This window comes from Siphonobacter sp. BAB-5385, from assembly GCF_002261125.1.
GTDB lineage: Bacteria > Bacteroidota > Bacteroidia > Cytophagales > Spirosomataceae > Siphonobacter.
In genome coordinates, this window is sequence record NZ_NMPS01000058.1 from 1 (window position 1) to 26,268 (window position 26,268).

The 26,268-nt window shown below is 50.0% G+C and carries 17 protein-coding genes; 11 read left to right on the forward strand and 6 right to left on the reverse strand.

All coding sequences use genetic code 11. The annotated features are described in order from the left end of the window. Positions 1-32: 32 nt before the first annotated feature. On the reverse strand, positions 33-872 hold the full coding sequence (panC, locus tag BWI93_RS05505; RefSeq protein ID WP_094809145.1) for a pantoate--beta-alanine ligase: 840 nt from the start codon (positions 870-872) through the stop codon (positions 33-35). 211 nt (positions 873-1,083) lie between these two features. Between panC and BWI93_RS05510 the strand changes: the two genes are divergently transcribed. The 6 genes from BWI93_RS05510 (at position 1,084) to BWI93_RS05535 (ending at position 11,547) form a co-directional block, all read left to right on the forward strand. After that, a complete protein-coding gene (locus BWI93_RS05510; RefSeq protein WP_094809146.1) occupies positions 1,084-1,893 on the forward strand; it encodes a glycogen/starch synthase in 810 nt (269 codons plus the stop codon). Positions 1,894-2,375: 482 nt separating this feature from the next. Further along, a complete protein-coding gene (locus BWI93_RS05515; RefSeq protein ID WP_176454140.1) occupies positions 2,376-5,849 on the forward strand; it encodes a T9SS type A sorting domain-containing protein in 3,474 nt (1,157 codons plus the stop codon). A gap of 342 nt (positions 5,850-6,191) precedes the next feature. Then, positions 6,192-6,536, forward strand: a complete 345-nt coding sequence (locus BWI93_RS05520) for a DUF805 domain-containing protein (RefSeq protein ID WP_255157737.1) — start codon at positions 6,192-6,194, stop codon at positions 6,534-6,536. 93 nt (positions 6,537-6,629) lie between these two features. Next, positions 6,630-8,267 carry a M20/M25/M40 family metallo-hydrolase gene (locus tag BWI93_RS05525; protein WP_094809148.1) on the forward strand — a complete coding sequence of 546 codons (1,638 nt, stop codon included), beginning with the start codon at positions 6,630-6,632 and terminating at the stop codon, positions 8,265-8,267. A 115-nt stretch (positions 8,268-8,382) separates the two neighbouring features. Continuing rightward, positions 8,383-9,786, forward strand: a complete 1,404-nt coding sequence (locus BWI93_RS05530; protein ID WP_094809149.1) for a hypothetical protein — start codon at positions 8,383-8,385, stop codon at positions 9,784-9,786. 150 nt (positions 9,787-9,936) lie between these two features. Continuing rightward, the gene (locus BWI93_RS05535; protein WP_094809150.1) at positions 9,937-11,547 is read left to right on the forward strand and encodes a Na+/H+ antiporter; all 1,611 of its coding nucleotides are present in this window, start codon (positions 9,937-9,939) and stop codon (positions 11,545-11,547) included. A 66-nt stretch (positions 11,548-11,613) separates the two neighbouring features. On the opposite strand, the gene BWI93_RS05540 is transcribed toward BWI93_RS05535, so the two are convergent. Together BWI93_RS05540 and BWI93_RS05545 are read right to left on the reverse strand one after the other, a co-directional pair. Beyond that, positions 11,614-12,018, reverse strand: coding sequence for a PH domain-containing protein (locus tag BWI93_RS05540; protein WP_094809151.1), 405 nt, complete (start codon positions 12,016-12,018; stop codon positions 11,614-11,616). 156 nt (positions 12,019-12,174) lie between these two features. Beyond that, entirely contained in the window at positions 12,175-14,787 is a 2,613-nt protein-coding gene (locus tag BWI93_RS05545) for a TonB-dependent receptor (RefSeq protein ID WP_094809152.1), read from the reverse strand. Between the two features lie 190 nt (positions 14,788-14,977). Between BWI93_RS05545 and BWI93_RS05550 the strand changes: the two genes are divergently transcribed. The 5 genes from BWI93_RS05550 (at position 14,978) to BWI93_RS05570 (ending at position 23,085) form a co-directional block, all read left to right on the forward strand. Next, a complete protein-coding gene (locus BWI93_RS05550; protein ID WP_094809153.1) occupies positions 14,978-15,664 on the forward strand; it encodes a response regulator transcription factor in 687 nt (228 codons plus the stop codon). Beyond that, a complete protein-coding gene (locus BWI93_RS05555) occupies positions 15,654-16,991 on the forward strand; it encodes a HAMP domain-containing sensor histidine kinase (RefSeq protein WP_094809154.1) in 1,338 nt (445 codons plus the stop codon). Before BWI93_RS05550 ends, BWI93_RS05555 begins: the two co-directional genes overlap by 11 nt. A 255-nt stretch (positions 16,992-17,246) precedes the next feature. Then, complete coding sequence (locus BWI93_RS05560; protein ID WP_094809155.1) at positions 17,247-18,401, forward strand: efflux RND transporter periplasmic adaptor subunit; 1,155 nt, start codon at positions 17,247-17,249, stop codon at positions 18,399-18,401. A 65-nt stretch (positions 18,402-18,466) separates the two neighbouring features. Continuing rightward, positions 18,467-21,625: an efflux RND transporter permease subunit gene (locus tag BWI93_RS05565; RefSeq protein WP_094809156.1), complete on the forward strand. Its 3,159-nt coding sequence runs from the start codon at positions 18,467-18,469 to the stop codon at positions 21,623-21,625. 68 nt (positions 21,626-21,693) lie between these two features. Further along, positions 21,694-23,085, forward strand: a complete 1,392-nt coding sequence (locus BWI93_RS05570; RefSeq protein WP_094809193.1) for an efflux transporter outer membrane subunit — start codon at positions 21,694-21,696, stop codon at positions 23,083-23,085. Between the two features lie 466 nt (positions 23,086-23,551). Here the strand turns inward: BWI93_RS05570 and BWI93_RS05580 are convergent, their stop codons facing one another. The 3 genes from BWI93_RS05580 to BWI93_RS05590 form a co-directional block, all read right to left on the reverse strand. Continuing rightward, entirely contained in the window at positions 23,552-24,304 is a 753-nt protein-coding gene (locus BWI93_RS05580; RefSeq protein WP_094809158.1) for a LytTR family DNA-binding domain-containing protein, read from the reverse strand. Further along, complete coding sequence (locus BWI93_RS05585; protein ID WP_094809159.1) at positions 24,301-25,404, reverse strand: sensor histidine kinase; 1,104 nt, start codon at positions 25,402-25,404, stop codon at positions 24,301-24,303. Before BWI93_RS05585 ends, BWI93_RS05580 begins: the two co-directional genes overlap by 4 nt. Positions 25,405-25,648: 244 nt before the next feature. After that, positions 25,649-26,062: a DoxX family protein gene (locus tag BWI93_RS05590; RefSeq protein WP_094809160.1), complete on the reverse strand. Its 414-nt coding sequence runs from the start codon at positions 26,060-26,062 to the stop codon at positions 25,649-25,651. Between the last annotated feature and the right edge of the window lie 206 nt (positions 26,063-26,268).

The following is a 26,268-nucleotide window of genomic DNA, read 5'->3' on the forward strand; positions in this document are numbered from 1 at the left end:
AAAGAGTCCGGCCAGCTGGCCGGACTCTTTGTTTAAGCCGTCAACAAGAGGTTATCAATCAGTCGAACCTTGCCCAGATGCACCGCAATACACAACGCCGCAGGCTGTCCCGGCTGATGATTTTCCAGAGGGAGTAGGGTTTCAATATCCGCAATTTCAAAGTATTCCAGTTGGAAAGCGGGCTGGGCCGCGAAGGCTTCGCGTACTTGAGCTTTCACTCCGGCAGGCGACGTACCCTGTTCCAGAGCCGTTTTCGCCCCTTGAAGCTCCGCCTGGATAAAAGGAGCCAGGGCCCGTTCGTCGGCAGTCAGGTTACGGTTCCGCGACGACATCGCCAGTCCGTCGGTTTCGCGTACGGTAGGGGCAATCACCAGCTCAATCGGAAAACTCAGATCCTGAATCAATCGCCGCACAATCAGGCATTGCTGCAAATCTTTCTGTCCGAAATACGCCCGCGTGGGTTGTACCAGGTGAAACAGTTTGGAAACCACGATACCCACGCCATTGAAATGACCCGGTCGGAAGGCTCCTTCCAATACGCGTTCGAGGGTACCGAAATCAAAGGTCAGCACGGGCTGACTGGGGTACATTTCTGCCGCGGAGGGAGCAAATACCACATCACAACCGGCGGCTTCCAGCAGGGCACAATCCTGTTCGAGTGTACGCGGGTAACGGGCCAGGTCGTCGGCGTTATTAAATTGAATCGGATTGACGAAAATACTGCAAACCACCACCGCATTTTCCTGTCGGGCCCGGCGGATCAACTGCAGGTGTCCTTCGTGTAAGGCCCCCATCGTCGGAACAAAGCCAATGGATTCCGTGGAGCGGGTCAGGTAGGTTCGTAATTCAGCCTGGGTAAAAATCAGCTGCATGGGATAGTTCAGAAAGAAAAGCGTGTATGAAGTACTGGTAATCAGCGTTAGTAAAGCGGTAAACTAAGTCGAACGGGTAAAAAGTTCAGGAAGCTAAAAACTTGCAAGTATAGTTTTTCTGAAATTAATTCATGGATTTTAGCCATTTTTTTTATATTTTTGCAAGCGAATTTGGAATATCCTTACCCATTTCGTAAACTCTTGAAGCCCCATGAGTAAACTCCGGATTTTGTACGTTGCCAGTGAGATCAATCCCTTTCTTCAAATCACAGACGTTGCCGAATACGTGCGAAAACTTCCCCAGGCGATGCAAGAGCGGGGCATGGAAATCCGGATACTGGTTCCCCGGTTTGGACTGATTAACGAACGCAAAAATCGCCTTCATGAAGTCGTCCGCCTTTCCGGAATCAATATTTCAGTCGGCGACGACGAAAAGCCATTAGTCATTAAAGTGGCGTCCGTTCCCAGTGCCAAACTGCAGGTCTACTTTATTGACAACGAAGACTATTTCCACCGGAAATCAGTATTCTTCGATAAAGACGAGAAATTCTACGATGATAACGACGAACGGGCCATTTTCTTTTGCAAAGGCGTGATTGAAACCGTTCGGAAATTAGGCTGGTCACCCGATATCGTGCACTGTAACGACTGGATGACGGCTTTGATTCCGCTGTACCTGAAAACGACCTACCGCAATGATCCCATGTTTAAGGACACGAAGTCGGTATTTTCAGTCTACAACAACCCCTTTAGTTACAAGTTTACCGAAGAGCTGCTCGATAAGGTGAAAGCCATGGACATTGAAGATGACATGCTGTCCAGCCTGAGTTCGCTCGATTATGATGGCTTTATCAAAATTGGTGCCCAGTACGCCGATGTCGTGGTAAAAGCAGAGGAAGATTACAGCGAAAGCGTCAATCAAATTCTGAATGACATTCCTGATAAGAAGGTAGAATTACCCGAAGAACAGGAAGAAATGTCCGATAAATTTTACTCCCTTTACACGGAGTTAATGAGTTAGGAAGAAGGGATGATCTCCTAAAACAGGCTAGCCGCCGTCGCAAGACAGGCGGCTTTTTTTGTATCTTTTTCGCAGGAAATGATAACCTTTTATGAAGTAAAGTGATACGTAAAGACAGGCATTTTTCTGTGCAATGAATTAGCAATTAGATGAATGTATTTACGCTTTTTTGGGGCAGTTGAAAGTATTGATAAAAGGTAGTGTTCAGCGACAAAATGGAAGCGTATCTTTGCTAACCCCCCTTTAAAATTGTCCATTTTACCTTCATTGAAATGATCTTACCTTTACCTATCCGTATCCTTTTAGATAACTTTATACGTCTACATTTTTTCACTATAAAAAGACGTACTCAGGGGTTTACTTTAGCCTGGTTTTTCCTCTTCATCAGTCTTTTCTCGCAGGCCCAAACCGTACCGTTGAGCTGCGGAACACCCACTCCCCAAAACAATACTGAATTTAGAGAGTGGATCAAACGTTCCAAAATGGCTGGTGGAAGAGTAGCTACTACACCCGTTACGATACCCCTTGCTTTTACCATTCTCCGACCATCGGCCGAAGCTGGCCGGGCGGTGAATGCCGATGAAAAGAATTACATCGCTCAAAACATGTACTGGCTGGAAAAATTTTACCGGGGCAGTAATATCAGCTTTTACATTACTTCTGTAAAAATACTTGCAAACACGGCCTATCATGAAGGAGAGGTTGATCCACTCACGTACGTGAATCAACTGGAAAAAAATGCGGCTAACGTCATCATATCTTCTATGAGAAATGGTATTTATGTTGGTTATGCAGGATACGCTTATTATCCATCTTCCAGCGGTCAAGGCTCAAACCTGATTGTTTTAAATGAAAATAGTTATAAATATCAGGATAACTTATTACCCCACGAAATAGGCCATTACCTGAATCTTTATCACACTTTTGACGCCGTAGGGGGGAGCGAATTAGTGGATGGTTCCAACTGTGCAACGGCCGGAGATATGGTTTGTGATACGCCCGCCGATATAACAGGTGTAGCCGGCATATCAATCAGTAATTGCGTGTATACGGGTACTCCTGTGGATGCGAAAGGTATGTTATATAAGCCCGATACGAAAAACCTGATGAGCTACTGGCATTCGTATGGCTGTCAGACCGATCATTTTTCAGCGGGGCAGTTTGACCGGGCGTATAATGGCTATTGGTTTCGAATGAACAACCCGGGGTACGGTGATGATCAATACAATCTTTCAGCCAGTCCCAAAGGCTCTGCTTATAATCTAAAACTTCGACGGGCTGATGCAACCAATTTGGCCCTCGTTTTCGAGACGCAGCAAACGGAGGATAACCTGGGTTTCCTGGTTGAGTATGCCGATAGTGAAAATGGTCCTTGGCAGATTGATCCAATCGTTACCGTATTTTCTGATGTGAACTATGCTTTAGATCCGAAGAAAACACACTACGTTCGGGTAAGACCCTTATCCTCGCCTTATTACTCCAATGTAGCCAAGTACACCCCCGGAAAACCCCAGGAGTTGTATTTCGATTCTATTCCCAGCGATCAGGTTTTTCGTGACAACCTTTCGTTGCAATTCAAAGTACGGGCGAGTTCGGGTTTACCCGTAACGTATCGGTTGCTTGCGGGGAATGCAGAACTCAGTGAACAGGGATTATTGAAAATAAATGGACCCGGCTGGATTAATATTGAAATTGCTCAAAAAGGCAATGATGAATGGGAACCGTATTGGGTCAGCTATGCCATGCAGGTATCGAAAGCAGTTCAACAAGTCGACCTGAGTACGATTACCCCGAAAACCTTTGGTGACCCCCCTTTCGAAATTACAGCTACGGCGAGTTCCGGTCTGCCTATAGTGTATGTAGTGGCAGGTCCTGCCACCCTATCGGGCAACCGCGTGACGATCACTGGAGCCGGCCAAATTCTGATCAGTGCGTATCAGCAGGGAAATGCAAACTATATGTCTGCCGAAGCCCGGCAATACATTACGGTAGCCAAAGCTAATCAGAGTATACAGTTTGATGCAATCAATTCGAAAACCTACGGGGATGCTCCTTTTACGCTGTCGGCTCGTGCTTCCACGGGTTTACCCGTAACGTTTGAAGGAAGCGGACCGGTACAGATTTCGGGTAATCAGGTCACCCTGACCGGAGCGGGGGAAGCGACGATCCTGGCCAAACAGCCGGGCAACGAGAACTACAACGCCGCCCCAGAGGTCCTACAAAAACTCAGCGTTGCCAAAGCCGAACAAACCGTTACGCTGGCGGTCATTCCGGATAAAACCATGGGCGATCCGGATTTTCAACTGGAGGTACAAACGTCTTCGGGCTTACCGGCAGTACTGACCGTTAGCGGCCCCGCCGAAGTAGTGGGTACGACGGTAAAACTGAAAGGAGCGGGTCAGGTGACGATCACTGCCAGTCAGCCCGGTAACGAAAATTACCTACCCACGGCCGCTTCCGTAAGCCAGCGATTTACCGTAGCCAAAGGCAATCAGACGGTTCGTATGCAACCCATAGCCGATCGTACCTACGGGGATGGCGATATTACGGTCGGGGCCTCAGCCAGCTCGGGCTTACCCGTAGCCATTACGGTGACGGGGCCCGCCTCGGTAGCCGACGGTTCGCTGAAGATTACCGGAGCGGGTACCATAACGGTTACCATTGCTCAGGGGGGGGACGATAGCTATGATCCAGCTGCATCGGTTACCCAAACGTTTACCGTGCATAAACTCAAACAGCAAATTTCGTTTGATGAACTAGCCAATCGTACGTACGGAGATGCGGATTTCGATCTTTCCGCTCGCATCAACTCCGGCTTAGGGCTGCAAATCAGTAGTACGGGACCCGTGGCTCTTACCGGGACGAAAGTCCGAATTACCGGTGCGGGCGTGGCTCGGATTACCCTAACCCAACCCGGTGACGCCAATCACGAAGCAGCCCCGGAGGTAAGTCACGAATGTATTATTGTGAAACGACAGCTGGTCCTGACGTTCCCGGAGCTGGCAACGCGGGACTATTCCAGTACGCCCTTTGCCTTGCAGGCCCAAAGTAACGCCACCTTACCGGTGCAGTACCAGGTGCAAGGTCCCGCTCAGCTACTGGAAGGCTATCGTATCCAACTAACGGGGATTGGTGAAGTGAAAATAACGGCTCTACAGACGGGGGATGCCAACCATGAAACGGCCCAGCCCATCGTACGGACGTTTACCGTACAGAAAGCCCGGCAGCTCATTCCGTGGGAAACGGTCGCTTCGCTTGCGTTCGGCAAGGGAACCTACAGCCTGCCGACGCTCAGTAGCACGCAGTTGCCCATCCAGTACCGGGTTGTTAGTGGTCCGGCTACGGTTGCTGGTGCAACGTTGAGTTTTACGGATTACGGAAAAGTAACCGTAGTAGCCAGCCAGCCCGGCGATGATAAACACCTGGCCGCTCCGGAGCTGAGCCAGACCTTCTGCGTCAATCCTGAAAAGCCCACGATTACGGCGGAAAACAGCCTTACATTGGTATCGTCCAGCCCCTACCGGAATGTATGGCTACTGGGTAACGATACGCTGAGTAATGAAACGCAGCAGAAAATCCGGGTTACCCGTCCGGGTGAGTACCGGGTGCTGGCGTATAATCCGGATGGCAGCTGCCAGTCGGTACAGACCTCTGATTCCTTCCAACTGATTATTACTTCGGTCGAACCGCGTTCCACTACATCCGTAACCCTGGCTCCCAACCCGGCTCGGGATGAGGTGTTGTTGCAGGTACACCTAAAACCTGCTCTGCGTACACCCACCTACGTGCTGTACAATTCGCTGGGGAAAGCCGTGACCGCCGAACAACCGTTAACGTATCTGAATGAGGCTTACCAGGGTCGCCTGACCGTTCGATCCCTACCGCCGGGCCTGTACCTAGTTCGCATTACAACAGTGGACGAGCAGTTAATGTATAAACTCATCGTTAATCCCTAATCCACACTACACGACTCTAGCCCTGCCCGTCATACCAATGGTAACGGGCAGGGCTTTCCTTTGCTCGTATTTGTCTTGAGCAGACTGAATCAAGGTCCTTATGTAGAGTGGCTACTCGTTTCTGAGTAGTTCACGGCTGACCTCTCTACGTCAATTGATTCCATGAAATACATAGAGACTAGAAGACCAGCTGTTTTAGCGGGACAAAATATTTCCTACTAACTGTTACCAGAAACAAGCCAGAAAACGACAATAAGATCATTAAATTACCCTTTATAAAAACCGATGTTTCCAGACATCCATGAATTTTGTAGTTTCGTTCAGCCTCTTATGAATCAACCTATGATCATGTTCAAACATCCGTTTTCTTTCGAAGGGCGTATTCGCCGCCTGGAGTATGGCCTAACCGTACTGATCCACTGGCTCATAACGATGGGCCTGAATGCCCTGTTTGGAAAAATGTCTCTGTATGATTTAATGACCCTGAAGGGCGTAATGTGGCTGAGTATCGTCCTGCCCATTGCCTGGTTCTGGTTTGCTCAGGGGGCGAAACGATGCCACGACCGGGGAAACAGTGGCTGGTTTCAGCTCATTCCGTTCTATGGCCTGTGGATGCTCTTTGCCGAAGGCGATCCCGGACCCAACGCCTACGGTGAGGACCCAAAGCATGAACAGATTTTATCCTAACACCCCTGAATGAGGAGCTGCTGCTAACGTTAAATTTTTGTATCTTGCCTGTTCGCTTCATCGCACGATTTCCACTTGAGCACTCTATCAGGCATGATTAAAAAATTCCTTGGGCTGTTTCTCGTTTCCCTAACCGCTTCCGCCCAGATTCCCCAGTCGATTCTGACCGAAATCAATACCATTGATTCCAATCGCATCAAAGCCCACGTGGCCTATCTGGCCGATGACAAGTTGCTGGGCCGAAAGGCGGGTGCACCGGGTTACAAAATGGCCGCCGATTATATCGTAGAACAGTATAAGAAAATGGGTCTACAGCCCGCCGGCGAAAAAGGCGGTTATCTGCAGGAAGTATACCTGCGAAATTCCAAAATCAAACCCGAGACGGCTTCCCTGACGCTGACCTTGCCGTCGGGCGAGCAAAAGTCCCTGAAATGGGGGGTAGACTTCGTCTTCACGCCTCATCCCGAAAAAACTACCGTTGATTTCAACGCTCCGCTGGTATTCGTTGGGGCCGGTTTTGATACGCCACAGATCAATTTTGACGATTACCGGAATGTAAATGTGAAGGGTAAAATCGTGGTGGTACTACGGAAAATTCCCGAAAATGTACCCGCTAATGTGAAGTTACACCTGGGGTATCCGGCTACGGCTCAGACCTTCGCGGCCAAGCACGGAGCGATCGGCGTACTGGTTTGTAATTACACCAATAGTCCCATTCTGTTCCGATCTTCCGCTACCAATTATAGCCTGAACGGGATCAATGCTTCTGTATCCAAATCGGGGGAACGCGTGAGTTCGGCTGCGGCTCTGGGTGGAAAAATTCAGGTCGCTGGAGGACTGTCGGTACAAGCCCTGCAACAATTGATGCAGGCCGAAGGTATTGCCCTGGACGCACTCTGGCTGAAACTCGAGCGGGGTGAGTACGTAAGTCAGCCCCTGAAAAGTAAAATCAGTGGTCACTACGAAAGCACGTTCACCAACATGCTCAGTTACAACGTCATTGGCAAAATCGAAGGCTCCGATTCAAAACTGAAGAAAGAATACGTCATTCATTCCGCTCATCTGGATCACCTGGGTACGGGTAAGCCCGTCAACGGAGACTCGATTTACAACGGAGCCCACGATAATGCTTCCGGCGTGGCCTGTGCTCTGGAAATGGCCCGTACTTACGCCAATCTCAAAGAAAAACCCAAACGTTCCCTGCTGTTTCTGATGGTGACGGCCGAAGAAATGGGCTTATTGGGCTCGGGCTATTTTACCGCTTTTCCGACCGTTCCCAAGCGACAGATCGTAGCGGATATTAACACGGATATGCCCACATTACTGGCTCCACTGGAATCCGTAGCCCCGCTGGGAGCTGAACATAGTAGTTTGCAGAAAGTGGTCGAAGAAGCCGCTAAAGCCGTGAACCTGCAGGTTGAACCCGATCCTGATCCGAGCGAAGGCCGCTTTGTCCGAAGTGACCAGTACAATTTCGTGAAAGCGGGTATTCCGGCCCTGCACATCAAGTACGGGTACGCGAAAGCGAATCCGGCTTTGAATCTGGCTGAAAAAGTGAAAATCTGGCGGGATGCGAATTACCATAAGGTTTCCGACAACCTGAACGATTCCTTCGTATGGTCGGCGGGGCGGAAATACGTGCAGGTGAATTTCCTCATCAGCTACCTGATTGCCCAAAATCCGGTACGGCCGAGCTGGAACAAAGGCGATTTCTTCGAAGTAACCCAGTAGTTATTTTGCTCTTGATCCGGACGCGGATGGTAGGAAAAGAAGCCCTGCCATCCGCGTTTGTTGTATACGAAGTGCGTAGCTTTGAGCGTTCGGACTCATGAATAACCTTCCCTGTATGAAAATTTCTTTCCCGTTTTTATTAACGCTGGCCCTGGTTTTTCAGGCCTGCTCGAACGCAGCAGAACGCACATCCGTACCATTCCAGGCGGTTGATCCGTTGAAAATCACACGGCTGGACCTTTCCGAGATACCAAATTTCCGAATGCCCAAAGGATCTTTCTGGATGGCGATGTTGCTTCCCGAACTGGAAAAAGAGCGAGATTTTGTCCGGAAGGGCAATACCTATTTCCCAATCCGGTCCGTGGTGGGCCAGGCAGATACCCAGCAAATTACCGTAGAACAGGCCAAAGCATTTCTGCAAACCCTGCCGCCCGGGACGGGCTTATACGAAATGCTGGGCGACGATGATATGTGTAAGCAGTCGGGCCCTTTGCAGGGTTTGTGGACCAATCCGGTGACCGTAAGTCCCGAGCAGGTACGCGACTTCCTGACGGGCTGGTGGTGGTCAAGAGCCTATCGCTTTGGCTGGGGTAACGCCCGGGTGTTTTTCGATCTGGATCTGGAAGGTTTTCCGGCCGCCTGGAAAAATAATCAGGTGCTGGCGGAGGGAGTTCGGCTGGTTCGACAACAGCATCCGAATGTGGAGTTTGCCATGTATGCGTCGGGAAAAGCCAATTTGTACCCCGAAGGCAAGGGCGGTCCCGACCAGCCGTATGAAATAGTAGGGGGTGAAACCCGACATCAGCTTTACAAAGAAGCCGGTTTTACCTTCTTTGAAATGATGCCTTATGCTCACTACGAAGAGGCTTTGATTGGCCCCGATAAAGCATACGCCAGCTTTGAAGATTACGCCGCCCGGAGTAGTTTACATATGCGGCAATGCCTGAAATGGCTCGACGAGCGAGCCGCCTTTACCGGAAAAAATTACAAGGGTTTTAGCTGGGTAATGACCCGTTACGAAGGTGGCAATCTGGAGATGATTGCCCCGCACGTCTGCGAGTCGCTGCCCCTGTGGTTTCTGGTGAGCGGAGCCGGGAAGTCGGGTGGGGGCATTTGTAGCTGGAATCCCGGCGAACCACTCAATCCCGCGGATTTTGCTTTTGAGGCGGGCAAGTGGCGAGCTTCGCAGTTTAACGAATTCTGGGAAAATCCGAAGACACAGTATAACCTCAAGATTGAATTTTCGCTCGACGACGGCGAAAGCTGGACGGACGATTCCCGTACCTGGAAAGAGAAAGCCTACGATCTGGGTCTTCGCCAGTTTCAGTGGATGTACACCAGTCCCAATCCCATAGGGGTCCGGGGAGCTTTGCTGGGTAATAAACTGGTGGTAGTCGCCGCCGCCCGTCCGAGTCTGGAAGCCGGAAAAACGCAAAGCATCCTCTGTCGGTATGGGTCGAAGGTTTGGAAAATGGATCTGGCTTATCACCAGGTCGTGGCAGGTACGGTAGCTTTATGATGCTTTTAGGAAAAAGCCCTATTAATCTATTGACGTATAGGTTATATGGTGCGATTTTCTGTCTATAATTAGCCCACTCAACGGAACTTTTTCAGGGGTGGGCTTTCTTGTATTACTAGCTTACTTAGTATTACTACCCTTCAAATCCCCATGGAAATACTCGAACCTATACTCATTTTAATGGCCATACTGGCGGGGCTGGCGGCTTTGGCTCCCAAAATGAAACTGCCCTATCCGGTGCTACTGGTGTTAGGCGGTCTATTCGTTGGAATTACGCCCAGTTTGCCGAACGTCCGTCTGGACCCTGAAGTGGTATTCCTGATTTTTCTTCCCCCCTTGCTATACGAAGCCAGCTGGAAAATCTCCTGGCATGATTTAAAAACGTATCGTAAACCCATCAGTCGTCTGGCGATTGGTTTGGTTTTTCTGACGACCACTGTTGTCGCCGTCGTCGCTCATTACTGCATTCCGGGCTTCGATTGGCCGCTGGCCTTTGTGCTTGGGGCCATTGTATCGCCGCCCGATGCCGTTGCCGCCACCAGTGCGACCAAGGGATTGGGCATGCCCCGTCGTACGACCGTCATTCTCGAAGGCGAAAGCCTCGTGAACGATGCTTCGGCTCTGATTGCGTACCGATACGCCGTTGCCGCCGTCGCCAGTGGCAGTTTCATTTTGTGGCAGGCCAGCATTCAGTTTGTGATCTTGGCAATTGGAGGCGTACTGGCCGGACTGGCCATCGGGTACGCCTTTGTATGGGCCTTGCGAAAGGTACAGGGCAATGCAACCGTTGAAGCCAGTTTGAACCTGATGATTCCCTTTGTTTCCTACCTCTTCGCCGAACACATCAAGGTATCGGGGGTGTTGTCGGTCGTGGCTACGGGGCTGTACGTTTCCTGGCGTTCGTCGGAAGTGTTTTCGTTCCAGGGCCGCATGCTGAGTAACAATTTCTGGGAACTGCTGGGCTTTCTGCTCAACGGTTTTGTCTTCATTCTCATTGGCTTACAGCTACCCTGGCTGCTGGAAGGCATCACCGAGTATTCGATGACGCACCTCATCCTCTATGGATTACTCGTGAGTGCGGCGGCTATATTCATTCGAATGGCCTGGCTGTTTGTAATCTCCAAATTTTCCATGCGATTCGGCTTTGCCAACGAAGCTACCATCAAGAGCAAGGGCGAACTCTTCATCATCGGCTGGGCGGGTATGCGGGGCGTGGTATCACTGGCCACGGCTTTAGCCCTGCCGCTGACCTTGCAAAACGGCAATGCCTTTCCTAATCGGGATGTGGTTCTCTTTCTGGCCTTTATTGTGATTCTGGTCACGCTGGTGTTACAGGGCTTAACGTTGCCGTTCTTCGTTCGTCATTTTAATGTGAAAGAAGATACCGAAAAAGAAGCGGCTCTTGAACGGAAACTGCGTCTGCACATGGCTCGTCAGGCGATGACGTTTATTGAGAAGGAACTACCAGTGTTGGGTGGAAACGAATTCATTCACAATGGACTGAAAAATCGTTTTGAACAACAGATCCGTTACCTGAACGGCTCGCTTCCTACGGATGGCATACAGCCGTCTTTAAAAACCCGTAATGATCAATTCAAGCAGTATATTTTTAGTGAACTGGAAGTAATCAATTTCCAGCGACAGGAGATTATTAAACTACTCAAGCATGATAATTACCCCGAAGAAATGATTCGGAAAGTAGAGGGGGAACTGGACGTCTGGAATGTGGCGGTGCAGAGCCGGTTGAAAATTATTAAGTAGCGAAGTTTTCCATTCATTGCGAGTAGGCAGGATCCTGTACGTAAGATCTGGCTACTCGCAATGTTTTTATAGTTGGACTTCAATACTGGGATTCCGTTTCAAAAGCTCCGCCACGAAACCTGCTTTATCCCTGGGCGAAAGAAGAATACTGTCAAAGCGATTGTAAATCAGCTCAATCCGGTCCAGCGATAGGGCGGGAGACTGGAGGATATTTCCGGACCTGGAGACTTTTCGAATGGACTTAATTTCAATGCATTCCTGAAAGAAAAAGCCAGAGCTAATCCTGAGTGTATCGGTATCCATCTGGTAGAGAGTCGTAGAAAAAGTATAAATGATAAAGAGCGAGCAAAGCAGGATGATTCCCAATCCAACCCAGATTCCCTGGTAAGCCATAAAGCTTGCTAGGCCAAGACAGAGAATCGAAATCGGAAAGACGAGTTCAAAGCCTATTTTAGAGGAATAAATAATCATAGCTTTAGTAAAATATGAAAATTCGCACAATACCTGACTTTAGACAAGATACATACTTCAAGTGAATTAGCCAAAAACAGCTAATAAACAGTAAAAGCCCCCAGTACAACCGGAGGCTTTTGACGATGAACTCTATGTATTAAAAAAAAACGAATTTTATTTTTTCGGGCTGGTCGTTGGTTTACCACCGCCAGCGGGTGCTCCGCCGGAAGGTGTACTACCGCCCGAAGACTGGCCGCCACTACCGTTCTGCATGCCTGCTCCAGTATCATTTCCACCCCCATCTTTCACGTCGTCGTTCTGGATGGATTTTGCCCGGCGGCGGGGAGCCTGCATACTCATTTTGCCAATCTTGTAACTGAAAGTCAGCCGTACGCCCCGGTTATACATGTACATGTTGTTGACCTGCGTAAACTGTGGCGACGTCAGCTCCGTTTTCATCCGAATGTTGGACGACAGGAAGTTTTCGGCCGCAATACCAATACTGCCTTTCTTGTTGGCGAAATCTTTACGAATACCTAAGTTATAGAACCCAAAACCGGCCATCCGACCCTGTAATTGCACCTGCGGTCCCCGCATCATACCGAAGCCCTGAATACCCCATCCCTTACCCAGGGTCGCCTGGATACGGCTACCAAAATCGACGTTGACGCCCGAATTTTCAATGTTAATCGACAAACCGTCCAGTCCTGTAGTCGTACCCTGTAGTTTAGTATAGTAACTGTTGGTGAAGAAATCGAGGCTGAACTTGGACGAGAGGTCGTACTTGAAAAACAGGTTGACCCCTAAAGCATGTTCTGAACCAATGTTTTCGAACGTCGTCAGGATGGCTCCGGCCAGTGTATCGAGGGGCGTCCGAACCTGCGTAATCGAGTTGTTGGTAAACCGACCAAACACCGCCGCATTGAAGAAGGCTTTGTTGAAAGTATTGCTGTAGCCCAGCTCCACGTTGTCCGTCAACTCCGGGCGTAACAAGGGATTTCCCATCGTTACGTTCTGGGGGTTGGCGGCGTTGAAGTTAGGGTTCAGCTGCTGAATCCCCGGACGCTGAATCCGGCGGTTGTAGGCCAGTTTCACCATCCCCGTTTTTAAGGCTTTGGAGATGTTAAGGCTTGGTACGAAATTGCTGTAATTCGGAATGGCGATGGACGCATCGGTATTCGAGCGGGCGTCGATAGCCGTGTACTCGTACCGCGTACCAACTTTGAAGGTGTACTTGTTTTTCGTCGTATACGTGTAGGAGGCGTAACCCGCGGCAATGTTCTGGTTGTAATCCAGGAAACCTTTGGGATTATTTTCCTGCGGGAAATAGTTGCCCGTGGGTCCAGCCAGCAGGTACTCGTAATCACTGTTCACTTTCCGCATGATACCTTTCAAACCAAATTCCAGCATCTGGTTTTTCTGGATGGGCGTCTGGTAATCGGTTTGCAGGGTAAACTCCTGATTGACGTTATCATTCAGATTTCGCTGACGACCCGTCAGGGATTCTCCCGAGAGAAGATCGGCGTCGAAGTTGTTCACCATGTCGTTACGGCTGTACAACGCCGACACGCTCCATTCCTGCTGAGGCTTGAAAATGTGCAGGTAGTCAATGTTGGCATCAATAGTACCCGAATTGTTTTTCGTCGTGACGTTCCGGTTCTGTGTACCCGTCATGGCTCCGTTGGTAAACAGTTCGGTCAGGTAATCCTGATCGACATTCCGGTTCCGCAGGCCGTAGCGAATACCCGCCGTAATGCTCTGGTTTTTAGAAATATCGTAATCCCAGCCCAGGTTGTAGCGGCCCATCAAACCACGGGTCATGCCTTCGCCCGTCTGACGCGACAGGAGGGTATTTCCGCCCACCTGACTGGTTTGATCGAGCGTAGAGAGTGTTTTTACGTTGTACTCCGCCCGGCCAAAGCCGCCCAGCGTGAAGCCCATTTTACCCTGCCGATAATTACCGTTCAGTCCCAGGTTCGCTCCCCGGTTGCCCACGCCCGTATCCAGGTTCAGGTTGAAACCCTGCAGGTTATTTTTCTTCGTGATGATGTTGATGATCCCGCCGGAACCTTCCGCGTCATATTTAGCCGAAGGCGAAGTAATGACTTCCACCGTAGCAATCTGGTCGGCGGGAATCTGCTTGAGAGCATCCGCTACACTACTGGCGACAATCGTGGAAGGTTTGTTGTTAATCAGTACCCGAATGTTACTGCTGCCCCGCATGGAAACGTTACCGTCCAGATCGACGGAAAGCATGGGTACTTTGCGTAAAATATCGGAAGCGTCACCCCCTTTTGAGGAGATGTCTTTTTCGGCGTTATAAACCAGACGGTCTACCTTTTCCTCAATCAAGGCTTTCTGCCCCGTTACCGTAACCTCCTGAAGCGTTTTGGAATCGCCTGTTAGTTTGATGACACCCAGCGTTACATCCTGAATAACGTTCAGCGGCTCAATCGATTTGGTTTCGTATCCCACAAATGAAATTTGCAGGCGGTAGTTACCGGGGGTCACGTTACTGATCGTAAACTGACCCTTACCATCGGCTACCGTGCCCGTTACCAGTTGGTTGGTCGATCGGTTGAATAAGGCAACGCTGGCAAATTCTACGGGTTTGCCGCCGGTAGAGTCAACCAGGAATCCCGTCACCACGGGATTTTTAGGAGCAGCGGGCTGCGTGGAGTCGGCAGCGACCGGCTGTACAGAAAGGGAGTCGGTGGGTACCTGTGCGTAACCATGACTCAAACCGAATAGGGCTCCAAAGGATAGGGTAAATAGGTATCGTTTCATTGCTTTTGGTCCAGGAAAGGAACGATACAAAAGTGATACCAATCCCTGGGGCCGCGAAATGAATCTTACCGAGTGCCGACTTCGAACGGACGAATGCCCATTTCCGCCGGAAGAAAGCGGGGACGAGGGATGCACAGATTTTAGACAGAATTGATGCGTTATTTAGGGATCAGAACTTTGGAAATGACCTATGAAGATTCTACTGGTAGAAGACGAAACGTTGTTATCCGACAGCATTCGTTCGGCGTTGGTGCAGGAAGGTTTTTCCTGCGAAACGGCATTATCGTTTCAGGAAGCCCGCGAAAAACTGGCGGATAAAATCTATGATATTGTCGTATTGGACATCAATTTGCCCGGTGGACTGGGTTTCGATCTTTTCGGCGATATCCAGAGTATGGATTCGCATCCGGGTGTACTGATCATCTCGGTACGGAATAGCCTGGACGACAAATTACGCGGCCTTAACCTCGGGGCCGATGACTACCTGGTAAAGCCTTTTCACCTCGATGAACTACTGGCCCGGATCCGCAGTATCATTCGCCGCCGCTACCCCCAGGACTCCGAAGAACTGGTGTATCACAACCTCTCGTACGATCTGGCTACGAATCAGGTACGCGTAAACGGACAGGAATTAAAGCTGACACACAGTCAGTTACGGATTCTTTATTATTTGCTGGTGAACAAAAACCGGACGGTTTCCAAGGAGTCGCTGTCCGATTACGTATTGAAAGACGACATTGATATGGTCGATTCCTTTGATTTCATCTACACCCATATCAAAAACCTCCGGCAAAAACTGAAGAAAGAAGGTTGTGAAGTCAGCATCGTGACGATGTACGGCATGGGCTATACCTTAAAGAAATCCGATGGCAATTAATCAGTACAGTAAACGCTTCATTACGAAGATTAAGAAGGTCTACGTTGTAGCCTTGCCCATTCTGCTCGTCCTGACGATTTTATTCAACAACCTGGTCATTGATTTTTACTATAAAGTCATTTATCGAAACCGGTTCAAGGCTCAGGCCGAGGAGGTGGTTTCGTACGTGGAACTGACGGGTTCGTTTCCCAAAACAGAGGGCGTTTCTTACCGGCCGCTCCCGGCCGACACCAAGCCCTATTCCTACTTCGAATACCATTTCTTCGACGTCGTGACCGTGGACAGCGATTTCTGGTCGATCCTTTTTTTCAATCAACACCTGAACAACAAGCGGATCAAGGAATTCACGACGACGGCCAAAATCAAAAATCGCTGGTACGAATTGAAAATTACCAAAATCGAGCTAAATGAACCGGGTGGTCCTGAGAATGAGGCGGTTTGGTTTGCGGTGGCCTTCTCACTGATCTTATTCTTCCTGCTGAACTGGGGCTTTTTCCAGTTTAATCTTAACCGGGTTTCGTACAATCTCTGGCGGCCTTTTTATCAGAATCTCCGACGGATTAACTCGTATCACATTCGCAACAAGGAGCCGCTGCAACTGAAAGATACGCACATCCGGGAGTTTGAATTGTTCAATCAGGCCATTCTGGATTTCACGACCAAGACCCAGAGTGCTTACAATCAATTGCGGGAGTTTACCGAAAATACGGCTCACGAGCTGCAAACACCCCTGAGTATTCTGCTGGCTAAAGTCGAACTGATTCTGAAGCGAACCAGTCTGGAGTCGGAAAACCGGAAGGAGCTGCTGGACATTAAAAAGACGATTGTCCGGCTGTCGGGTATCCATAAAGGACTCAATCTACTATCCCGAATCCGCAGCATTCAGTACGCTGGCAACATTGAAAAAAAAGAAATCAATCTCAATGAACTAGTCCGGGAAAGCCTGGAAACCTACGAAGAACTCATCGAGTACCGCAACCTCACCGTGACCTTGCAGGCAGATACGCCCGTATTGCTCAGCACCAACGAAGAACTGGTACGGATTTTAGTAGATAATCTGCTGCGAAATGCCGTGCAACACAATGTAAATCAGGGAGAAATTACCATCAGTCTGACGAGCCGTGGCTTTGAGATGAGTAATACCGGATCAGTGGTGGAGGGGAGGACCGAGGATTTATTTGCCCGGTATCATACCAAGTCTACGGATAATGGCCGACTGGGGTTGGGACTCGCCATTGTAGAAGCGATTTGTGAAACGCTCGACTTTCATTGTGCGTATGCCTACCAGCACTCGCAACACGTGATTCGGATTCACTGGCAAAAATAAAAATTACAATTTTTTAATAATCGACAAATTGGTCAATAAGGTTGACAAATTGGGCAATCCGTCAGATTTTCGACAGATTTTGGGGCTTCTTTTGGGTGTCGGAATCGGACAATCGATGGTTGTGAGAAACGAGAGGAAACAAATTTTTCAAAAGGTTGGTTGTCATTCCTGGTATAATACAAGTTTTAATAGCTGAGAGTAATGCATTTCATCCCATCTCAATCGTCGTCTTTCCGAACCAGGCTTGCTGGAAAAATGGGTCTCTGCCTCTTGGTACTGGCCGTGGCCTGCGGAAAAAAAGATGAACAGAAGCAGGGGGCACAACAAGCCCCGGCAGCTCCTAAAGAATATCCCGTTATTACGGTAGCCGCTCAACCTACGGATGTGTATACCGATTATCCGGCAACCATGCAGGGCCAGCAAAACGTAGAAATCCGACCGAAAATCGACGGCTATATTGATCACATTTACGTAGACGAAGGAGCCCTGGTTCGTAAAGGACAGGTACTCTTCCGCATCAGTGCTCCCCAGTACGAGCAGGAAGTACGCACGGCTCAGGCCAGCATCAAAATTGCTCAGGCCGACGTGAATGCGGCTCAGATGCAGGTGAACAAAGTGAAACCTCTCGTGGAGAAAGACATCATTAGTCACTACGAGCTGGAGTCGGCGGAGTACACCCTGCAATCCCGGCAGGCAGCTCTGGCTCAGGCCAAGGCTACGCTGGCGAATGCCAATACGAACCTGAGTTACACGAAAGTGGTGAGTCCGGTGGATGGTGTCATTGGTCTGCTGCCCCTCAAGTTGGGTAGTTTAGTAAGCCCCACCACAACGACGCCGCTAACAACCGTAGCCAATACGGGCAACGTGTACGCCTACTTTTCCCTCAATGAGAAACAATTACTGGACTTCTTCCGCGACGTAAAAGGAAATACGCTCCAGCAACGGTTGGCCACTTTACCGGCGGTATCGCTAGTACTGGCTGATGGAACGGTATACTCGCACAAAGGTCGTGTCGAAACGGCCAGCGGTCTGATCAGTACCGAAACGGGTTCGGCCAACTTCCGGGCGACGTTCCCCAACCCCGAAGGTTTCCTGCGGAGTGGGAGTACGGGTCAGGTGCGGGTTTCTTCCCACATTGATAACGCTCTGCTGATTCCCCAGAAAGCTACGTACGAATTGCAGGGCAAACGTCTGGTGTATCAGGTGGTTGAGGGTAATAAAGTGAAGAGTGTGGAAATTCAGGTACGACCCACGACCGACGGACAATCGTTCATTGTGCAACAGGGACTAAAAGCGGGTGATCGGGTAGTTACGGAGGGCATTACCGCCTTACGGGATGACGTGGAAATCAAGCCAGCGGCTCCGCAGGCGGATTCTACGGCCACTGCTGCCGATACGACGCGAAAGTAAGAGCGGTTTAGAGCAGACGGCTTAGCGGCAGACGCCGGAGCCTTCCACGCACAACCTCATTTAATATGTTTAGAAAATTCATTGAACGGCCGGTATTATCCACCGTTATCTCCATCATTATTGTCATGCTGGGCGTGTTGGGGTTAATCACCCTGCCCGTTTCCCAGTATCCCGAGATTGCTCCGCCGACCGTACAGGTGCAGGCGACGTATACGGGGGCCAACGCCAGCGTGGTACTGTCCAGTGTGATTGTACCGCTGGAAGAACAGATCAACGGGGTAGAAGACATGATGTACATGACTTCTACAGCGGCCAACGACGGTACCGCCACCATTACCATTTACTTCAAACTCGGTACCAACCCTGACCTTGCGGCGGTGAACGTGCAGAACCGGGTATCCCGGGCGACGAGTTTGCTACCGCAGGAAGTAACGCGGTCGGGGGTAATCACCAGCAAGCGGCAAAGTAGTAACGTACTGATCTTTACCCTGTACAGTAAAAACAAGGCCTACGATGCTACGTTTTTGCAAAACTACGCCAACATCAACATCGTACCCCAACTCAAACGGGTAACGGGGGTAGGGGATGCGAGTGCGTTCGGTTTGCGGGATTACGCCATGCGGATCTGGCTGAAACCCGACGTGATGGCTACCTATGGACTGATTCCCGATGACGTATCAGCGGCTTTGGCGGAACAAAACGTGGAAGCGGCTCCGGGTCAGTTCGGGGAAAGCAGCGACCAGTCGTTCCAGTACGTCATCAAATACCCGGGCCGTCTGAAAGACCCCGGTCAGTTTGAAAACATGATCATTCGCTCGACGCCGGGTGGACAGGTACTGCGGTTACGGGATATTGCCCGGGTAGAATTGGGAGCCCAGAGCTACGCCAGTATTTCGACGTCGCAGGGGTATCCTTCAGTAGCTCTGGCGGTTAACCAGACGGCGGGTTCGAATGCTCAGGAAGTCATCGAAAACTCCCTGAAAGTAATCAAGGAAGCGGAAAAATCATTCCCTTCCGGGGTTCACTACGCCGAGCTACTCAACGCCAACAACTTCCTGGATGCGTCTATTGAAAAGGTAATTCACACGCTGATCGAGGCCTTCATCCTCGTATTTATCGTGGTGTTTATCTTCCTGCAGGATTTCCGTTCGACGCTCATTCCGGCCATTGCCGTACCCGTCGCCATTGTCGGTACATTCTTCTTCCTGAACCTGTTTGGGTTCACGATTAACCTGCTGACGCTGTTCGCTCTGGTACTGGCCATTGGTATCGTAGTGGATGATGCCATCGTCGTAGTGGAGGCCGTGCACGCCAAACTTGACGAAGGGTATCAGTCGGCCCGCAAGGCTTCCATCGATGCCATGGGTGAAATCAGCGGAGCTATCATCTCCATTACGCTGGTGATGGCGGCCGTATTCGTACCGGTAAGTTTTATCGGTGGCTCGACGGGGGTATTCTACAAACAGTTCGGGTTAACGCTGGCAATTTCGATTATTCTTTCGGCCATCAACGCCCTGACGCTGAGTCCGGCCCTGTGTGCCCTGCTGCTGAAACCACACGACAAGGAGCACCACAAGAAAGGATTCATGCAGCGTTTTTACACGGCGTTCAATACGGGCTTCGATGCCGTTACGGAAAAGTACAAACGTTCGGTAACTTTCCTTTCAGCGAAAAAATGGATTGCCTTAGGCAGTATTGCCGTTTTTGCGGGAATCTTCGTCTGGCTGCTTCGCTCGACGCCTTCGGGCTTCGTTCCTAATGAAGATCAGGGAACCATCTTTGCTAACATTACGCTACCTCCGGCTTCTTCCGTAGAGCGTACCACGGCCATTGGGGATGAAGTAGACCGCATTGCCCGCGAAATGCCCGCCGTACGGTTCACGACGCGTCTGGCCGGACGGAGTATCATTAGTGGGAACGGTAGTTCATACGGGATGGTCATTATTGGGTTGAAAGACTGGAAAGAACGCCCGGATAAGGATAACAATGCTGTAATCCGGGATCTGTTTGCCAAAACGGCTCACATTCGCGGGGCTGAAATCGTGTTCTTCTCGCCACCGACCATTCAGGGGTTTGGTACCAGCAACGGGTTTGAGTTACAGTTGCAGGACCGGGCGGGTGGAACCATCGAAAAGCTGTTCCAGGTCGAGAAAGATTTCATGGCCGCTTTGTTGAAACGTCCGGAAATTCAATTTGCCACGACCACCTTTAACCCAACATTCCCGCAGTATCAGGTCAACGTAAATGTGGCCCGTACCAAAGAAGCCGGATTAACGGTCAACGCCGTACTGAGTGCCTTACAAGGGTATTTTGGTGGGGTATACGCTTCCAACTTTAACCAGTTTGGTAAGCAATATCGGGTGATGATTCAGGCTGATCCGGCGTACCGGGCCAGTCCCCAGAACCTGAACTCCGTATACATCCGTAACACGAGCGGTACGATGGCTCCCATTTCCGAATTCGTGACGATGGAGCGGGTGTACGGACCGGAAACCATCACCCGGTTTAACCTCTTTACGTCGGTATCCATTACGGGTACGCCGAAGCCGGGTTACAGTTCCGGGGATGCCATTAAAGCGATTCAGGAAGTGGCTGCGACTACGCTGCCCCAAGGATACGGCTACGAATTTTCGGGGATGACCCGGGAAGAGTTAACCAGCGGTGGACAGACCATTTACATCTTTATTCTGTGTCTGGTTTTCGTATACTTCCTGCTGAGTGCTCAGTACGAAAGTTACATTCTGCCCCTGGCGGTACTGCTTTCACTGCCCGTTGGTCTGGCCGGAACGTTCATTTTCGCCAACCTCTTCGACATCAATAATAACATCTACCTCCAGATCACGCTCATTATGTTGATTGGTCTGTTGGCGAAGAATGCGATTTTGATTGTGGAGTACGCCGTCGAACGACGACGACACGGCATGAGTATCGTGCAGGCCGCCGTAGAGGGTGCCCAGGCCCGTTTACGCCCGATTCTGATGACATCCTTTGCCTTCATTCTGGGTCTGGTACCCCTGGCGGTTTCTACTGGGGCCGGAGCTTTAGGAAACCGTTCCATTGGTACGGGAGCCGTCGGCGGGATGTTGATTGGTACTCTGTTTGGCGTCTTCGTGATTCCGGTTCTGTTCATCATCTTCCAGTCTTTGCAGGAACGCATCAGTGGAACGCCGGATCAACTGAAAACGGAGGAAAAATCACACGCCGACCTGATGGCCGGAAACTAATATAAATGGTACGGAAGGATAAATGTTGGATGAACCCTTCCGTACCCTTACCATTGACCAGTAAATTTATGAATCGAAAACTTTTGTGGCAGGCGTTCGCAGTGCTGGTACTGCTGCAAGTGCTTGCCGCCTGTCGAATAACAAAACCCTACGAAGGTCCGAAGGGAAAGACGGAGGGTTTGTACCGGGATCAGGCCGCGACCGATACCGCAACGCTGGCGGATATGCCCTGGCGGAACATGTTTTCCGATACCACCTTACAGGCTCTGATTCAGGAAGGACTGAATAATAACCTGGACCTGAAAGCTGCTCTAACGCGGATTGAAGTAGCCGAAGCGAACCTGTACCAGAGCCGGATGGCCTTTTTCCCGAACGTAACGGGTAATGGAACAGGAGTAACGGCTAAAGTGCCTCAGGTACCAAGTGCCGCGACGGGTTTTGCCAGACAACAATTTCAGTTGTACGTGAACGCTAGTTGGGAAGCTGATATCTGGGGACGTCTGCGGAGTACCCGAAAGGCTAATCTGGCTCAGGTACTGCGGAGCGAAGCCACGCGTCGGGCTATTCAAACCCAGCTCATTTCTGATATTGCCAACAGTTACTACTCCCTGCTGGCTTTGGATGCTCAGCTCGCCATTACGCAGAAAAACGTGGAGATCTGGCAGCAGAACGTAGAGACCATGCAGGCCTTGAAAGAGGCCGCCGTAGTAACCGGAGCCGCCGTGGTACAAAGCGAAGCGAGTCAGTATGCGGCCGAAGTAACGATTCCCTCGCTGAAACAAACCGTTCGGGAAACGGAAAACGCCCTGAGCGTATTGCTGGGCCGTGCACCCGGTGCGATCAAGCGTACCACGTTGCAGGAGCAACAGACCATGGAGAGCTTACAGGTAGGGGTACCCGCTCAGTTACTCAGCAATCGTCCGGATGTGCAGGAAGCGGAGCTATCGTACCGGAGCACTTTTGAATTGACAAACGCAGCCCGAACGTATTTTTATCCCTCACTTACCCTGACGGGTAACGGCGGTCTTTCCGCTCTTTCGTTGGGAAATCTGTTTTCGACGGCTTCCATGTTCGGAAACATAGCAGCGGGTATCGCTCAGCCGATCTTCGCCCGGGGTGCTAACGTGGCCCGCTTACGGATTGCCAAAGCCGATCAGGAGCAGGCCTTACTGAGCTTTCAGCGGACGCTGCTGACGGCAGGACAGGAAGTTTCGGATGCCTTGTTTGCGTACCAGACGGCTACGGAACGAGCCATGATTCGCGGACGTCAGCTCAATGCCCTGAACCGCTCCGTTGACTACACGAAGGAATTGTTGAAGTACAGTTCAGCGAATTATACGGAAGTACTCGTAGCCCAGCAAAGCTTACTTTCCGCCGAGCTAAACAGCGTATCCGACCGATTGCAGCAGTTGCAGTCAGTCGTAAACCTGTACCGGGCTTTAGGTGGGGGCTGGCAGTAAACAGTCTATTGACTCCAAACGAACAAGGTCCGGTAGTTTTGCCGGACCTTGTTCGTTTTTGGACGAAAAGTACTCTGATTCGTTCAGGAGCTAAAACCGTGTTTGTGGGGCAGAAATGCTTTACCAAGATGATGAAGATTCGAAGTACATCTGCTCGTTTACAGGAAATTAGAAAGAATTGGAATGAGCGAAAGGTTTTGCAGGCCTTCAGGGGCAGTTGGCCCCCCGGTAGGCACAGCCTACCAACTTTTATGTCCGTATCGGATGCTACGGACAACGCGTCCTGCCTACTTTACTGGATTTCTATAAATAAACTCGAAATGGAAGGTGGCTGTTGGAAACTGCCAGATGGTAGGGACACGTTTGGAAACTTGTAGCAGTTGTCCTCTTCAACCGAAGCCCTAACCCCGGAGGGGTTCAACGTGCATAACCCCGTATGCAATACGGGGCAAATTGAAAACTAGACTCACCTTCCCAGCCACACCTTAAAGTCCGTAATCCGGTCGCCGCTCACGAATACTTCGGCTCTCGGTTCCGGGTCCAGGTCTACTTTCAGTTTTCCAGCGGAGTATGTATGAATCGTTTCAATAGCTGGAAAGGCCACCAGAAACTGCCGGTTCACCCGGAAAAAGCGTTTCGGATCCGTCACCTGATTCAGCTTGTCCAGACTGTATTCCACGGGTAACTTCTGACCATCCTGCGTGACCAGAAAAGTGCTCTTATCCTCCGAAAAGAAGTACGCAATATCGGCTGTTTCAACACTCCGGATTTTCGTACCGATGGAAATCATGAAGCGACTTTTGTAGTCCGTTTCCTGCGGTTTCTGCATCAGCTGAAGAATATTTTTCAGATCCGGCAGGGGCTGACGCAAGGACTTGAATTTATCCAGAGCCGCCGTTAATTCTTCATAATCAATCGGTTTTAGTAAATAATCGACGCTATTTACCTTGAACGCCCGAATCGTATATTCGTCGTAAGCCGTGGTAAAAATGACCGGAACCGTCAGCGAAATCTGATCGAAAATGGCAAAGGCCAGCCCGTCTTCCAGGTGAATATCCATGAAAGCCAAATCGGGAGCGGGGTGTTCCTGAAACCATTCGACGGCCTCGGATACGGAAGGCAGTTTCGTCAGTACCTGAATCGAAGCGTCGTATTTACGCAGTAGATTTTCCAGCCGTTCGGCCGTCAGGTATTCGTCTTCAATGATGACTACGTTCATACCAGCAAAGGAATTTTAACAACAAAGGCGTCCTGTTCCGGACCGTACCACACCGGACGTTCGGTGAGCAGGCTGTACCGGGCCGTAATATTTTTCAAACCTACCCCCGTAGATACTTCGGGTTGCAGGCGGGGCTTGAGGCCATTTTCGACGATTAGAGTTTCGTCTTCCGTATAGATCTGTACACTTAGCGGTTCCTTACTCGACATACGGGTATGCTTCACGGCGTTTTCGACCAGCAATTGCAGCGTCAATGGAGCAATTTTATACCGCTGTTGCGAGGTTTCGGGTACGTCAATCTGTACCTCGAATTTTTCCCGAAACCGAATGCCCAGCAAAAACGCGTACGACTGGATAAACTCAATTTCCGTTTTCAGCGATACTAAATCATTGTCTTTCTGTTCGAGAATATACCGATACGATTTGGAAAGCTGAGCGATGAATTTTTCGGAAAGATTCGCGTCCACGTGCACTACTGAAGAAAGAATACTCAGACTATTGAACAGAAAATGCGGATTGACCTGATTCTTTAAGGCCGCAAACTGAGCCTGTACATTCTCTTTTTCGAGTCGTTCCGAGCGAATCTGAATTTCCTGCACGCGTTGCGTGGCCCGAATGGCTGCCATCAGGTAGAACGCCGCGAGCATAATCATGATAGAAAAACCATTATTGGCCCGACTGACGTAACCCCATACTTCCTGGGATCGTTTCGGGGGCGGCGTATGATGCGGAGGAAACAGCCAAAACCGAAAGTCCATGAAAAAACCAATGCACTTGTGCAGGGTCCAGTTAAAGACGACGGCCAGTACCAGTGAAGCCAGCAGGGCAACCAACTGAGCGGGAAATCTAAATTCCAGCAGGTAGTTTTCACCAAAATACTGAAAAATTTTCTGCTGAATCCCGTCCGCCATCCGCAGCCAGATCACAAAAAGCCCGAAAGAAATCAGGCACAGCGGGATGGCAAAATTTGACAATCGCAGCAATCCTTCCCAACTACGGATTGGATCAGGAACGATGGCATACAGTACGGTCATCGAGTAAATGAACGCGAGTGTTAGTGATAACTGCCACCGTTGCCGGGAAGTCAAACTATTGGCCATACAGGTTAGGGTGCAAAAGGGGCTTGGTTTGTACCAAGTCTGATGCAAAAGTCAGTTTCCAAACGAATATTTGAAAATCAATGCGGATGAATGCCGAATCGGGGCCGACGAATCGCGGAAATGCCCGACGAAAGCCGGGGATAGACAAAAAAATCCCTGACGAATGAGGTCAGGGATGAAGGAGCAAAAAGCGGCTGGCTGTAACGAATTATCGTCGAAACTGAAAATTCCGTTAGCTATCAACTTAAATCTTTTTATTCAGCACCTTATCCAAGCTATAGTCACCGGGGCCCAGAATCAGAATGGTTACATAAGCAACCAGATAATGCGTAGCCAGTTCGGCCTCTCCGAAAATCTCCCCGCCGTGGGCCATAAAGACCGCTATGAGCATCGTAATGATCAGCGGAATAGTAGCCACCCGGGTAAACAAGCCCAAAACCAATAGGATAGAGCAGAAAAATTCGGCAAAAATGGCCAGTGCCATCGAGGTAGGGCTACCGAGGCCGAACAGACTCATGAATTCGTTCTTCTTTTCAGCGTAGTTGCTCAGCTTCTGATACCCGTGCGGCAGCATCAGTAAACCGGTGCATACCCGTAAAACGAGCGTGGCCCAGTTAATGGAAGAGAGCGTGTACGAAATAGAAAATAATTTTCGCATGTCAGATCAGTTTGGTTGAATGAAAGAGGGGTTCGGCTAGTTAACCAATCGATTCGATATTTGTTCGGGGCGTCCAGACAAGTCCTACTCCTAAAATCATAAAGCTAATATACAGCCTGATCTTCTAAATGAGTTAAAAATAGTACTCAACTCCAGGAGATAAATAATTGATCACTGATTATCAATATGATAATGGCTTGAATGTT

Coding starts and splice junctions, on each gene's coding strand:
- panC (WP_094809145.1), bottom strand. CDS start 872: ATGCAGCTGATTTTTACCCAGGCTGAATTACGAACCTACCTGACCCGC.
- BWI93_RS05510 (WP_094809146.1), top strand. CDS start 1,084: ATGAGTAAACTCCGGATTTTGTACGTTGCCAGTGAGATCAATCCCTTT.
- BWI93_RS05515 (WP_176454140.1), top strand. CDS start 2,376: ATGGCTGGTGGAAGAGTAGCTACTACACCCGTTACGATACCCCTTGCT.
- BWI93_RS05520 (WP_255157737.1), top strand. CDS start 6,192: ATGATCATGTTCAAACATCCGTTTTCTTTCGAAGGGCGTATTCGCCGC.
- BWI93_RS05525 (WP_094809148.1), top strand. CDS start 6,630: ATGATTAAAAAATTCCTTGGGCTGTTTCTCGTTTCCCTAACCGCTTCC.
- BWI93_RS05530 (WP_094809149.1), top strand. CDS start 8,383: ATGAAAATTTCTTTCCCGTTTTTATTAACGCTGGCCCTGGTTTTTCAG.
- BWI93_RS05535 (WP_094809150.1), top strand. CDS start 9,937: ATGGAAATACTCGAACCTATACTCATTTTAATGGCCATACTGGCGGGG.
- BWI93_RS05540 (WP_094809151.1), bottom strand. CDS start 12,018: ATGATTATTTATTCCTCTAAAATAGGCTTTGAACTCGTCTTTCCGATT.
- BWI93_RS05545 (WP_094809152.1), bottom strand. CDS start 14,787: ATGAAACGATACCTATTTACCCTATCCTTTGGAGCCCTATTCGGTTTG.
- BWI93_RS05550 (WP_094809153.1), top strand. CDS start 14,978: ATGAAGATTCTACTGGTAGAAGACGAAACGTTGTTATCCGACAGCATT.
- BWI93_RS05555 (WP_094809154.1), top strand. CDS start 15,654: ATGGCAATTAATCAGTACAGTAAACGCTTCATTACGAAGATTAAGAAG.
- BWI93_RS05560 (WP_094809155.1), top strand. CDS start 17,247: ATGGGTCTCTGCCTCTTGGTACTGGCCGTGGCCTGCGGAAAAAAAGAT.
- BWI93_RS05565 (WP_094809156.1), top strand. CDS start 18,467: ATGTTTAGAAAATTCATTGAACGGCCGGTATTATCCACCGTTATCTCC.
- BWI93_RS05570 (WP_094809193.1), top strand. CDS start 21,694: ATGAATCGAAAACTTTTGTGGCAGGCGTTCGCAGTGCTGGTACTGCTG.
- BWI93_RS05580 (WP_094809158.1), bottom strand. CDS start 24,304: ATGAACGTAGTCATCATTGAAGACGAATACCTGACGGCCGAACGGCTG.
- BWI93_RS05585 (WP_094809159.1), bottom strand. CDS start 25,404: ATGGCCAATAGTTTGACTTCCCGGCAACGGTGGCAGTTATCACTAACA.
- BWI93_RS05590 (WP_094809160.1), bottom strand. CDS start 26,062: ATGCGAAAATTATTTTCTATTTCGTACACGCTCTCTTCCATTAACTGG.